The 11,734-nt window shown below is 66.7% G+C and carries 9 protein-coding genes; 5 read left to right on the top strand and 4 right to left on the bottom strand.

What is annotated here, in order from left to right:
* Positions 1 to 5 precede the first annotated feature (5 nt).
* A complete protein-coding gene (locus tag P2T60_RS10515) occupies positions 6 to 1,583 on the bottom strand; it encodes a S8 family peptidase (RefSeq protein ID WP_382209188.1) in 1,578 nt (525 codons plus the stop codon).
* A 174-nt stretch (positions 1,584 to 1,757) separates the two neighbouring features.
* Here P2T60_RS10515 and P2T60_RS10520 point away from each other — a divergent pair, with 174 nt between their 5' ends.
* On the top strand, positions 1,758 to 2,201 hold the full coding sequence (locus tag P2T60_RS10520) for an NYN domain-containing protein (RefSeq protein ID WP_276279201.1): 444 nt from the start codon (positions 1,758 to 1,760) through the stop codon (positions 2,199 to 2,201).
* A 287-nt stretch (positions 2,202 to 2,488) separates the two neighbouring features.
* Here the strand turns inward: P2T60_RS10520 and P2T60_RS10525 are convergent, their stop codons facing one another.
* Entirely contained in the window at positions 2,489 to 2,950 is a 462-nt protein-coding gene (locus tag P2T60_RS10525) for a DUF8009 family protein (RefSeq protein ID WP_276279202.1), read from the bottom strand.
* 462 nt (positions 2,951 to 3,412) lie between these two features.
* Here P2T60_RS10525 and P2T60_RS10530 point away from each other — a divergent pair, with 462 nt between their 5' ends.
* From P2T60_RS10530 to hmgB, 4 genes are all read left to right on the top strand, one after another.
* Positions 3,413 to 4,300, top strand: coding sequence for a TatD family hydrolase (locus tag P2T60_RS10530; RefSeq protein ID WP_276282197.1), 888 nt, complete (start codon positions 3,413 to 3,415; stop codon positions 4,298 to 4,300).
* Positions 4,301 to 4,411: 111 nt separating this feature from the next.
* Positions 4,412 to 5,002, top strand: a complete 591-nt coding sequence (locus tag P2T60_RS10535; protein ID WP_276279203.1) for a DUF2150 family protein — start codon at positions 4,412 to 4,414, stop codon at positions 5,000 to 5,002.
* A 48-nt stretch (positions 5,003 to 5,050) separates the two neighbouring features.
* Positions 5,051 to 6,817 (top strand): hypothetical protein, encoded by a 1,767-nt coding sequence (locus tag P2T60_RS10540; protein ID WP_276279204.1) that lies wholly within the window; start codon positions 5,051 to 5,053, stop codon positions 6,815 to 6,817.
* Between the two features lie 61 nt (positions 6,818 to 6,878).
* Positions 6,879 to 8,216, top strand: coding sequence for a hydroxymethylglutaryl-CoA synthase (gene hmgB, locus P2T60_RS10545; RefSeq protein WP_276279205.1), 1,338 nt, complete (start codon positions 6,879 to 6,881; stop codon positions 8,214 to 8,216).
* Positions 8,217 to 8,241: 25 nt separating this feature from the next.
* Here hmgB and P2T60_RS10550 read toward each other — a convergent pair whose 3' ends face one another.
* Positions 8,242 to 10,752 carry a DUF8189 domain-containing protein gene (locus P2T60_RS10550; protein ID WP_276279206.1) on the bottom strand — a complete coding sequence of 837 codons (2,511 nt, stop codon included), beginning with the start codon at positions 10,750 to 10,752 and terminating at the stop codon, positions 8,242 to 8,244.
* A gap of 216 nt (positions 10,753 to 10,968) precedes the next feature.
* Positions 10,969 to 11,682 carry a helix-turn-helix domain-containing protein gene (locus tag P2T60_RS10555; protein ID WP_276279207.1) on the bottom strand — a complete coding sequence of 238 codons (714 nt, stop codon included), beginning with the start codon at positions 11,680 to 11,682 and terminating at the stop codon, positions 10,969 to 10,971.
* Positions 11,683 to 11,734: the final 52 nt, after the last annotated feature.

The following is an 11,734-nucleotide window of genomic DNA, read 5'->3' on the forward strand; positions in this document are numbered from 1 at the left end:
TCGGATTACTGGTACTCGGTGAACGTCAGGTCGTAGCTACCCGAACCGCTGTAGGAGTCAACGTCAACCTGAAGCGGCGTCGAGGTGTCCGGGTTGTCGATGGTGACGGACTCCTGACTGTCGGTGCTGATGGAGCGGTAGTCGTAGTTGCTCGGGGAGGCCGCCGTCGTCGTGCCCTCGTTGACGTAGAGGTCGAAGTCGGCGTCCGAGGGACCCGACAGTTCCACGACGATTTGGCTCGGACTGCTGTACTCCCAGTTCCACTCGTAGTCGTCGTAGTCGTAGGAGCTGGACAGCGAACCACTGACCGTTTCGGTGGTCGAACCGTCGCCGGGGTCGGTGGGGTCGTCGCCGCCGCCACCGTTCGAGGGGTCGGTCGTGACCGCGTTGTAGGCGTTGACCTGACCTGCGCCCTGCTTGTCCGAGGACAGACCGATGTCCTTCGCGGTGTTCTTGAGGTGGCTACGGAGTTCGGAGACGGTGAGGCTCCACTTGGCGAGGGTCAGACCGGCCACGCCGGACGTGACGGGGGTCGCCATCGAGGTACCGCTGAACTTGGCGTAGCTGTCGGTCGGAATCGTGGAGAGAACGTCCACGCCGGGTGCGGCGAGGTCAACGTCACCGTACTGCGAGAAGGAAGCGAGGTTCTCGTTGGAGTCCACCGCGGAGATGGCCATACATTCGCTGTAGGCCGCCGGGTAGGAGACGGAGCTGGAACCGTTGTTACCGGCCGCACAGATGGGGAGCGCGCCGTTGTTGACGGCGTACGAGACGGCGTTCTTCATCGTGGAGGTGTAGCCACCGCCACCGAGGGACATGTTGATGATGTCCGCGCCTTGGTCTGCGGCCCACTCGACGGCGTCGGCGATGTCGGAGGTCGAACCCGAGCCGTTCTCGTCGAGCGCGCGACCGTTGATGAGCGAGGTGTTACCCTGCCCGGCGACACCGGTGCCGTTGTCGACGGTTGCCGCGGCACAGCCGGAGACGTGAGTACCGTGCTGTTCGTCCGACGGAACGTCCGGGTACGGGTCCGAGTCGTTGTCCACGTGGTCGTAGCCGGGGTTGGACTTGTAGTTGGCCTGCAGGTCGGGGTGGTCGTACTGAGCGCCCGTGTCCACGACGGCGATGGTAACGCTGGAGTCACCGAGCGTGGTGTCCCACGCGTCGTCGGACTGGACCTGCTTGAACGCGTACTGGTCGCTCGCTCGCGGGTCGTTCGGCGAGAGCTGGGTCGTGTGGGTCTTGTTCGGCTCAGCGTACTTGATGCCGTCCTTCTTGGTGACGGCGTCGATGAAGTTCGCCTTTGCCTTGTCGGAGGCCGAGCTGGGGAACTTCACGGCGGCGTAGCGGAGGTTGTCGTTCGTGTGAACGACTTCCGCGTTGCCGGGGACGTGCTGGGAGACTTTGGCTTCCACGTCGCCCTTACCGGCGGAGACACCGACCAGAATTTCGTCCTTCTTCGGACCGGGTTCGCGGCCGGGGGTTGCTGCTGCGACACCACTCATTGCAGCAGCCGCGCCAGCTGCACCGGTGGCCTTCAGGAACGTACGTCGATTGAATCGCTGCGTGCTGTCGTCTGACATGCTACATTACAACCCACACGCCGAAGTTATTTAAATCTTAATCATGGCTTGTAATAAAGTGTTATCTGGCTATAGTTACCGGAATCACAAACTGCTAAAAACGTGTTTGCCGTGGTAACTTAGGTCACGTCCGCGACCGGCACCGATAAAGTAGAAGGGGCGCTACGGCAGGGTATGCAACCGTTGCGCTCGCTCCTCGACGGGACGACCACCGTCGCGCTGTTCGTGGACGGTCCCAACGTCCTGCGCGAGGAGTTCGACGTGGACTTGGACGACGTGCGCTCGGTGGCCGAGGACCTCGGCCAGTTGTCGGTGTCGAGGCTCTATCTGGACGAACACGCCACGCCGGGGCTGATTCAGGCCGCCGAAGCGCGGGGCTTCGAGGTGACGATAACCAGCGGCGACGTGGACGTGAAACTCGCGGTAGACGCGACGGAGTTCGCGCTGACCGACGGTCTGGACGTGCTGGCCATCGCCTCGCGCGACACCGACTTCAAGCCGGTGTTGGAGAAGGCCGCCCGGAACGGGGTCCGAACCGTCGCCATCGCGCCGGGCGAACACGGCCGGTCGGACGCCCTCCGGAACGCGGCCCACGACGCCTTCGTGGTCGAAGAGTGAACGAGGCGCTTCCGGGAATCGGCGACCGGCGTGCGCTATCCTCGAACCTCCCTTCTGGCGCGCGCTGGCGCGGCCCTGTGCCGCGCCAACCGCGTGAGGGACGACTGAGTGACCGGAGGGAACGAAGGAGTCGGTTGGGGAGGGTGTGGCCCGCGGTAGCGGGGCGGCGGCGGTGCTGTGCAGTTGCGGTATGATTGGCTCAAGCCTGTAGCTAGCTCCCTCGAACTTCCGTCCATCCGAGCAACACGCTCCAACGAACTTCCTCGAACGCTCCGACCGCGAACAACTCACCCCACGGACGGCCCGTCCAGCGTCTTGACCTCGACGCGGTGAGTTCCGTCCCCGACTCGAAGCACCACCGACGCCGCGATAGACTCGCCGACCGCCGCGCGCCACGCTTCGACCGCTTCGACGTGGCGCTCGCGGTGGCGCTCGACCGAGAACTCGGCGTCGGGGTCCGCGCGAAGCGCGTCTTCGGTGGCGTCGGGAGTCGGGTACGCGGGCACGTCCGCCTCGGCGACGAACCGCGCGGGCGGGACGTGGAGCGCGCCGGTCTCCGGATTCCGGTCGTCCGCCTCGCTCTCGTCCGCCGGTCCGGGGTCGTGGAGTCGCGCCCGCATCCGACCCGAGAACGGCGGCGTCACCCGGAGGACCGGCCTGCGGGAACTCCGGCGTCGGGTCTCGTACGCCGCCACTACGTCGCCGACCGTGACGGCGAGCGACCGAACCGTCCGCGGGTCGTCGGCCATGCCCGACGTTGGGAACCGAGCCACCTTCAAGGCCGCGCCGCGCGGCGTCGGACTGCGCACCGGTAGGGTCCGCCCGTACTCTATATTTGATTGTGTTTCGCACACGTAGGCACACAGCGCGAGTGCATCGCACGAGCGCGCGAACGGTAGCAAATATTTATATTGCTCAGATATACAGAAATACTGTTTTAGATAATATCTATTTTGTTTAAAAGATTCTATAGATGTCTTAGAACGGGTGTGACGACGTACCGCTGGACGCGCCGCGACCGACCAGCACCGCGACAGACCACGAAGACTACTCTGGAGCCAATCAAAACCACGACCGCACAGCACCGCCACAGCACCACGACCGCACAGCACCGCGACTCCACAGCACAGCACCTCACCGCCACCTTCGACGACTTCCTCGTCCGGGCGCGAACCGCCGACGTTTTTTCGCTCTCGGGCCAATCGGCGGGTATGACCGAGGACCTCGGAACGCCGGTACTCGACAATCACCTGCATCTGGACCCCGACCACGGCCGGGGCATCGAGGCCGTGAAGGACTTCGCGCGGAGCGGTGGCACCCACTTACTGGTGGTCAACAAGCCGTCGTGGTTGCTCGGCGTCGAACCCGAGACCGGCGAGGAGTTCCGCCCGGTGTTCGAGACCACCCTCGAAGTCGTCTCGCGCGCCGACGACGTACTCGACGGCCGGGCGTGGCCCGTCCTCGGGGTCCACCCCGGTCTCGTCTCGAAGTTGGTGGACGACAGGGGATACTCCCCCGAGGAGGCCCGCGACCTGATGCGGGCCGGGTTGGACGTGGCCGCCGAGTACGTCGCGGACGGCGACCCCGCCGAGTCGGACGAACCCGTCGGACCCGGCGAGGCCGTCGCGCTCAAGACCGGCCGCCCGCACTACGACACCGCCGACGCGGTGTGGGAGGCGTCGAACGCGGTCCTCCGGCACGGTCTCGAACTCGGCGCGGAAAACGACTGCGCGGTCCAACTCCACACCGAGGCCAGCGAGGACCTGACCGACATCGCGGGGTGGGCGGAGGACGCGGGACTCGACCCCGAACGCGTCGTCAAGCACTACGCTGGCGGCCGACTCGCCGGGCCGACCCCGAGCGTGATGAGCGAGAAAGACCGCCTCGAACTCGCGGCCGAATGTGGCGACCCCTTCCTGATGGAGACCGACTTCGTGGACGACCCCGACCGACCCGGCGCGGTCATGGGACCCAAGACCGTCCCCCGGCGCGTCCGGTGGATGCGCGAGTCGGGTTACGACGACGCGATTCACAACGCCCACGTCGAGACTCCCCGGCGGGTGTACGGACTCGACACCGAGGCGACCCTCCGGCGATAGCCGAACCTCTCGGCGTCCCCGTGTCGTCCCGCCAGCGAGTCCGAGACGGCGGTTTTCGCCGAGGAAAGCCGCCTCGCAGGATTTATGAAGCGCGCAACACTCCGAAGAGACATGAGCGCGCCTCCGGAGGAATTCTACTCCGACGAACGCTGGCAGAACTGGCTCGACCGCATCCGCGAGGAAGACATCGACCCCGAGGACGAGGATTCCGCCCGTCTCCTCCTCAACTTGCAGGACGACGTGGCAATCGCCGTCGCCAAAATCGTCACCGCCTACGACGACGGTGACATCGACGAGGAGGAGGCGACGGACGAACTCACCGACATCCGGGAGGTCGTTCTCGACGAGGTTTCGTTCGAGAACGACGACAAGGCCATGCTCATCGACGGCGTTCAGACGAGTCTCGTCTGCGTCTTCTACGCGGCCGAGCAGTACGTCGCCGAGGGCGCGGCGGACGAGGCCGCAGTCGAGGAGTACGTTCTGGAGGCGGGCCGCGCTGAGGAGGCCGAGGACCTCGATTCGGCGCTCGGACTGGTCGCGGCCGGTGGAACCCGCATCATCGACGGCGAGGAACTCGACATGTCGGTCACGGAGGAACTCGAGTACGGTCTCGTCACCGAGTGGGTCAACGGACTCGACAGTCTCCAGAGTGCGATGAGCGACCCCGAAGTGGTCGAAGAGGAAGACGAAGCCGACGAGTAGGACCGACAGGCGCTACGTTTAACTGCTATCCCTGAAAGAAACCGAGTAGTGCGACTGCGAACCGACGACCGAGGCGTGACGGTCCAAATCGGGACGGTACTGCTATTTGCGGTACTCATCGTCCTGCTCTCGACGTATCAGGCCTCGGTCGTCCCCCAACAGAACGAGCAGGTGGAGTTCAACCACAACCAGCAGGTCCAGAGCCAACTGCAGGACCTCCGGGACGAACTCCTCCGGACCGCCGTCACCGGGAGCGACGGGTCGTCGTCGGTCGCCCTCGGCACCCAGTACCCCGTCCGTGCGTTCTTCGTCAACCCCGCGCCGCCGTCGGGGACCCTACGGACGACCCCGCCCGCGAGGGTCGAACTCGGCAACGCGGAGGCCGTCGGCGAGACCGGCGACTACTGGAACGGCGACACCCGCAGATTCCGGACTCGCGGCGTGACCTACGACCCGACCTATCACGTCTATCAGAACCCGCCGACGACGGTCTACCGGAACGGCGTCCTCTACAACCGGTTCGACAGCGCCGACCGGGTGGTCGCGGGCCAGCGACTCGTGCAGGGAAACGCTATCTCGCTGGTCGCGGTGAACGGGAGTCTCTCGAAGTCGAGTAGCGCGACCGCCTCCGTGAACATCCGGGCGGTCAGCGCCGCGACCCGGACCGTGACCGTCCGCAACGAGGTTCCGGGCGACGAGGTTACGCTGGTCGTTCCGACCAACCTGACCGCGACCAAGTGGGAGGACCTGCTCGAAAGCGAACTCGACCCCGCGGGAACGAGTAGCGACGACCACGTTTCGGCGGTCCAACCCGTCGCGGGACGGGACGCGGTTCGCATCCTGCTGGAACCCGGCGTCTACGAGTTACGACTGGCGAAGGTCGGCGTCGGAACCGACGTGAGCGGAGTCGAACCCCACTACGCCACCGACGTTCGCGGCGACAACGCCAGCGTCCCCGAGGGCGGCACCCGGAAACTCGTCGTGGAGGTCCGGGACCGGTACAACAATCCGGTGTCGGGCGCGCGGGTAAACCTCTCGCTGAACGCCAGCGAACCCAACGACCCCGACGACGCACTCGTCCACCGCGGTACGTCCGCAGACTCGTTTTCGGACCTCCGGACCGACTCGGAGGGCCGAGTCGCGGTCCAGTTCGCGGCGGGCGAGTTCGACGGGGACACCCGCGAGGAGAGCGTGAACGTGAGCATCGCGGACGTGCCGAACGGCGATTTCAACGTCGAAGCGAAAGAGAACGTCACCTTCGACCTACAGGTCTACAGTCTCGACGGGGGGACCCCGGACCCGGACCCGGACCCGGACCCGGACCCGGACCCGAAGGGCCTCTCGAAGGACGGCACCGCGACTGCGACCGACGTGGACGGCGACGGGACGCCCGCGGGCGTGACCTTCGACGTGAGGAACGACTACGACCAGCAGGTGACTATCACCGACGTTCGAGTTGACCCCCAACAGGGCCGGATAAAGCGACTGAGCGACCCCTCGTCGGGAGAGGGCAAGTGGGAGAGCGAGGTGTACGTCGAGGCCGACGTGCGCAACGGCGTCCACGACACGCCCGACGGTTCCGACCTCCCCCGGACGTTCGACATGGACCGGTTCTGGTGGCGGACCACCCAGTCGGTCGAACCGGTGCTGTCGGGCGGGAGCACCGCGACGTTCTACCTCCACCAGTTCCGCGAGAACCCCGGCGAGCGCCAGTCGGACGTGACCGGCAGTCCGGTCGACATCCAGTTCACCTATCGGCTCGCCAACGGGACCACCGGCACCGACAGCACGACGGTGACGCCGACCGGCGCGTAGTTCGACGAACGTCGAAACAGTCATCGACAAAATCTTATAGCCGGTCGCCGGAGGTGAAGATATGACAGCCGTCGGTATCGACGCCATCGAAATCTGGACCGGGAAGCTCAAGCTAGACCTCGCGGAGACGTTCGCGCCCGAGAAGGGCGAGGACCCCGAGAAGTACACCAAAGGACTCGGCCTGCACGCGAGTTCGTTCCCGGACGCCCACGAGGACATCGTGACGATGGGCGCGAACGCGGCCAAGCGCCTGATGGACCGCAAGGACCTCACGCCCGACGACATCGGCCGCATCGACGTGGCCACCGAGTCGGCGTTCGACAACTCCAAACCGGTCTCGACCTACATCGCGGGCTGTCTCGAACAGGTGTACGACGGCGACTTCCACCACGCCAACAAGGGCGAACGCAAGTTCGCCTGCATCGCTGGCACCCAGAGTCTGGACGACGCCTACAACTGGATAAAGGCCGGACGCAACCGCGGCCGGTCGGCGCTCGTCGTCGCCACCGACACCGCCCTCTACGCCCGCGGCGACCCCGGCGAAGCGACGCAGGGCGCGGGCGCAGTCGCCATGCTCATCTCCGAGGACCCGAATCTAGTGGAACTCTCGGCCGAACAGGGTTACGGGAGCGCCGACGAGACGGACTTCCTCAAGCCCAACCAGCAGTTCCCGAGCGTGGACGGCAAGCGCTCGATGCAGGTGTACCTCGCCCGGATGCGCGAGGCGCTTGAGGACTACGAGTCGGTCGCGGGTGCCTCCCACCCCGACGACTTCGCGTACATCCCGTTCCACACGCCGTTCCCCGGCATGGTCCGAAAGGCCGCGGTGCTGGCCTATCGGCACATGATTCGAGATACGCCCGTCGAGGAGGAACTCGCCGAGGAAATCGGCTTCCAACCGCGCGAGGAGGACTTCGAGGACCGCGAAGCATACGAGGAGGCCATCCGCGACCACATGGACGACCTGAAATCGACCGAGGCGTACCGCGACTGGTACGACGCCACCGTCGAACCGACGCTCTCGCTCTCCCGACAGGTGGGTAACTGGTACACCGGGTCGGTCCACATCGCCCGCGCCGCCGCACTCAAGGAGGCCGCCGAGCAGGACATCGACCTCGCGGGCGAGAAACTCGGCGTCGGTTCCTACGGCTCCGGCGCACAGGCCGAAATTCACGCCGAGACGGTTCGAGACGGCTGGAAAGGCGAAATCGAGGCGCTCGACATCGACGAGCAAAACGACGCCCGCTACGACCTCTCGTTCGCCGAGTACGAGAACGTCCACGACCGGCACAACCACGACAAGACCATCGAGATGGAGGACTTCACCGTGCCGGACGGCGAGTTCGTCTTCACCGGTCGCGGCCGGATGAACGAGCGGATGTACGACTACGTGGAGTAGTCCGCCCTCCCCTTCGGTCGCGGTCCTACTCTTCGGTCGGTCCGTACGCTCGGTGCTGGAGCGTGCTGTCCGTACCGACCGCGAAGGCGTCGAGTCGGTCGGGGGTGCGCGACACCGCGGCCGGGGCGGTAATCGACACCCCGCCGAGGTCCTCCCAGTCGTCCCACGACCCGTCCCACGAGCGACCGTACAGTCGGTTGTCGGTGCCGACGGCGAAGACATCGAGGGTGCCCTCCGACCGCGAAGTCGCCGCCGGACCGCGGACGAAGGGTCCGCCGAGGCTCTCCCACCCTCTCCAACTGCTCCCGTCCCACCACTTGTGATAGAGGTGGTTGTCGGTGCCGAGGACGAACACGTCGAGGCTGTCCTCGCCCCACGCTGTCGCGGCGGGTTCGGAGTTGCAGGGTCCGCCGAGACTCTCCCAACTCCCCCACCCGTCGGCGTCTCTCGTCTTGTGGCGAAGCTGATTGTCGAACCCGACGGTGAACACGTCGAGTCGGTCCTCGCCCCACGAAGTCGCGGCGACCCCCTCAGAGCAGGGGCCGCCGACCCGTTCCCACCCGCGCCACTCGTCGCCGTCCCACCACGTCCGAAAGAGGTGATTGTCGGTGCCGAGGACGAACACGTCGAGGCTGTTCTGGCCGCGGGTCGTCGCGGCGGGTTCGGAGACGCAGGTCCCGCCGAGGCGCTCCCAGTCGTGCCACCCGTCGGTGTCCCACGCCCGGCGGTAGAGTTCGGCGTCCGGACCCACGGTGAACGCGTCCACGCGTTCGGCGCTCCACGACGCGACCCCGACCCCGTGGAGACAGGTGCCGCCGAGGTCCTCCCAGTCGCCCCACCGGGACTCGGCGCGCGACTCGAAGGCCTTCTCACCGTCTACGATTCCCGCCCCCGAGTGGATGTCGAACCCCTCGGGACCGATGTCGGTGGCGGTCCGCTTCAGGCGGTCTTTCAGGTCGCTCTGGGTCGTGGAGGGGTCGGCCTGCTTCAACAGCGTCACCAACCCGGCCGCGACCGGCGTGGCCGCCGAGGTTCCGCTGTCTGCGCTCTCTTTGTACCCTTTGAAGTGCGTCACCGAGCAGAAGTCGGGCTTGTCCTCGGCGAGCGAGGCCGGTCCCTGACTGCTGTAGCCGACGAACTGGCCTTCGATGTTGACGCCGCCGACGGTCATCACCGCGCCGTGGCCGTTGGCACCCCAGATGCTCCCGCCGGGACCGGTGGACCCGCACCGCGAGTCCGACCACGAACACCCGTCGCCGCAGTTTCCGGCGGCGAACAGCACGAGGATGCCCTCGTCGATTGCCTCCACGATTTTGCGCGTGACCTGATGGTCGGGGTCCTCGGCGTAACTCGGCGCGAGCGACTTCCGGTAGATGCCGTTGCTCAGCGTGAGGACGTGGGGCGTGCCGTCCTCCCGGTGTTTGCGGATGGCCCAGTCCACGCCGTGGAACAGCCGCGAGAGGTACGCTTTCGTGCCGCCGGTCCGCGATGCGACCCTGATGTCGTACAACTCCGCCTTCGGCGCGATGCCGAGTACGTCCGTCGCGCACATGTTGCCGTGGCGGTCCCAGAGCGCGGTGGTCCCCCAGTCGTCCTCGGGCCACCCGCCGACAACTCGGGGAATCTCGCCGTTCGAGGTCTGGCCGGTGGCCGTGATACCGCCGTCCACGACGCCGACCACCATCTCCTCGCCCTCGTATCCGGCGTCCCAGAGGCGTTTGGCGCCGACGTACTCGGCCACCTCGTCGAGGGTGCCCTTCGCCTCGCTCGGCGAGCAGTCGCAGGGCGGAATCGGACAGACGCCGAGCGCTTGCCCCGTCTCGACCGGAAGTTCGCGCGCCTCGGCCCCCTCGGTCCGCGCGTCGGCGGTCGCCGACGCGCGGGGCGACTCCGAAGTTCGCCCCGACTCCGTGGTCCGGGCCTCGGCGACCGGCGCGGGTCGGACCCGACGCGAGGAGTCGCCCGCGCGTCGGGACCTGTCGGCGCGTCGTCCGGGGTGACCCGACGACTCCCCGCGGTCTCTCGTGCGGTCGAACGGTTCGATAGCCGCGGCGTCCTCGTCTACGCGGACGATGCCGGACTGGTCTTCGAGGTCGGCTATCTTGTCGCGCCGGACCGTCCCGAACACAGTGACCGTCCGACTCGGGCCTCGCTCGTCCGCGCTGGCGTCGGACGGCGGCACGCGGTTGACCCGCGGTTGAAACTCCCTGTCGATTTCGAACTCCTCTACGTCGATGTTCTCGGCGCGTTCGAGCGCGGTCTCTTCGAGTGCCTCATCGTCCATCGCCTCCATCCGGGCGTCTTCGACCGCCATCTCCACGAGGATACCGACGCGTTCGCGCTCGGAGTCGCCGCGTTCGACGGTCCCCTCGGGCATACTGCTCTCGGTCGGTGCTTGCTCGCCGGTGCCTTCCATCTCGCCGCCCGGCATCGAGCCGCTCCCGGACCCGCCGCCCTCGGTCATCCCCCCGCCGGGCATCTCGCCGTCCGGTTGGTCGGACGGGTCGTCGCTCGCGTCGTCGTTGTCCCCCACCATGCCCGACGCTACTCCGAGTACGAAAATAAAGGACGACTACCGTTCATCAAACGAAGGGTGCCGTGTCTCGATTGCGAGCGCACACGTCGGAACCGACCGCGTGGAGAAGGGGGACCCGACCGAGGGCAGTAGGAACCGACGGACCAACGACCCGAGGGCGCGCGACCGGCAAGCACCCGTTGAATCGGCGCAACGAAGGGTACGGCGACTCCCGGATTACGGGAACTCCCGAAGCGCGTGCAACACGTCGTCTATCGGTTCGTTCGTCACCGCGAGCGAGAACCCGTCGAGGCGGGCCATCTTGGACGCGTGTTCCCAGAGGTCCTCGCGGTCGAGTCCGTGGAGGACCACCGCGTTCGGCGTGGGGTTGACCACGCGCATCGCCACGAGCGGCGACTCGCCGCGGGTGACGTTGGTGAACATCAGCGCCCTGCTCGTACTCTGGCCGTAGAGCCGATAGAACTCCTCGCTGGAGAGTCTGGTGATGGCCTCGATGCTGTCGATGACGGTGTGGCCGGTGACGTGGTGCTGGTCGCCGCCCGCGAGTTCGGTCGCGCCCACCGCGTCGTAGAATCGGTCGAGCGCGACGGTGGTGGGGTACTCCCGGAGGTCGTTCACGATGTCGCTCTCGAACCCGGCCGAGAGGACCCGGGCGTACTGGCGGATTCGGTCGCCGCCCCGTCGCTCGTCGATGTCCAGCAGCGCGTTCACGAGTCGGGAGACGACGCCGATGCCCGGACTCTCGCGGCGGCCGCTCTCGTAGTCGCTGACGACCGACGACGACACGTCGAGGTGGTCGGCGAGGTCGGTCTGGGAGACGCCGAAGTCGGTCCGCCACTTCCGGAGGGTCGCGCCGGGGTCCTCCGACAGCGTTATCTCGCCCGCGATGCGTTCGGCGAGGTCCTCGCGGGGGTCGGTCGGTTCGGTCATGGTCCTGCGTGCGGGGGTCGGTCGGAAAAGGGTATCGAAGTCGGGGTTCGAC

Origin of the sequence: Halorussus caseinilyticus (assembly GCF_029338395.1) — an archaeon.
GTDB lineage: Archaea > Halobacteriota > Halobacteria > Halobacteriales > Haladaptataceae > Halorussus > Halorussus caseinilyticus.

Excerpts from the sequence above, each read along its gene's own strand:
- P2T60_RS10515 (WP_382209188.1), bottom strand. The coding sequence starts at position 1,583 with ATGTCAGACGACAGCACGCAGCGATTCAATCGACGTACGTTCCTGAAG.
- P2T60_RS10520 (WP_276279201.1), top strand. The coding sequence starts at position 1,758 with ATGCAACCGTTGCGCTCGCTCCTCGACGGGACGACCACCGTCGCGCTG.
- P2T60_RS10525 (WP_276279202.1), bottom strand. The coding sequence starts at position 2,950 with ATGGCCGACGACCCGCGGACGGTTCGGTCGCTCGCCGTCACGGTCGGC.
- P2T60_RS10530 (WP_276282197.1), top strand. The coding sequence starts at position 3,413 with ATGACCGAGGACCTCGGAACGCCGGTACTCGACAATCACCTGCATCTG.
- P2T60_RS10535 (WP_276279203.1), top strand. The coding sequence starts at position 4,412 with ATGAGCGCGCCTCCGGAGGAATTCTACTCCGACGAACGCTGGCAGAAC.
- hmgB (WP_276279205.1), top strand. The coding sequence starts at position 6,879 with ATGACAGCCGTCGGTATCGACGCCATCGAAATCTGGACCGGGAAGCTC.
- P2T60_RS10550 (WP_276279206.1), bottom strand. The coding sequence starts at position 10,752 with ATGGTGGGGGACAACGACGACGCGAGCGACGACCCGTCCGACCAACCG.
- P2T60_RS10555 (WP_276279207.1), bottom strand. The coding sequence starts at position 11,682 with ATGACCGAACCGACCGACCCCCGCGAGGACCTCGCCGAACGCATCGCG.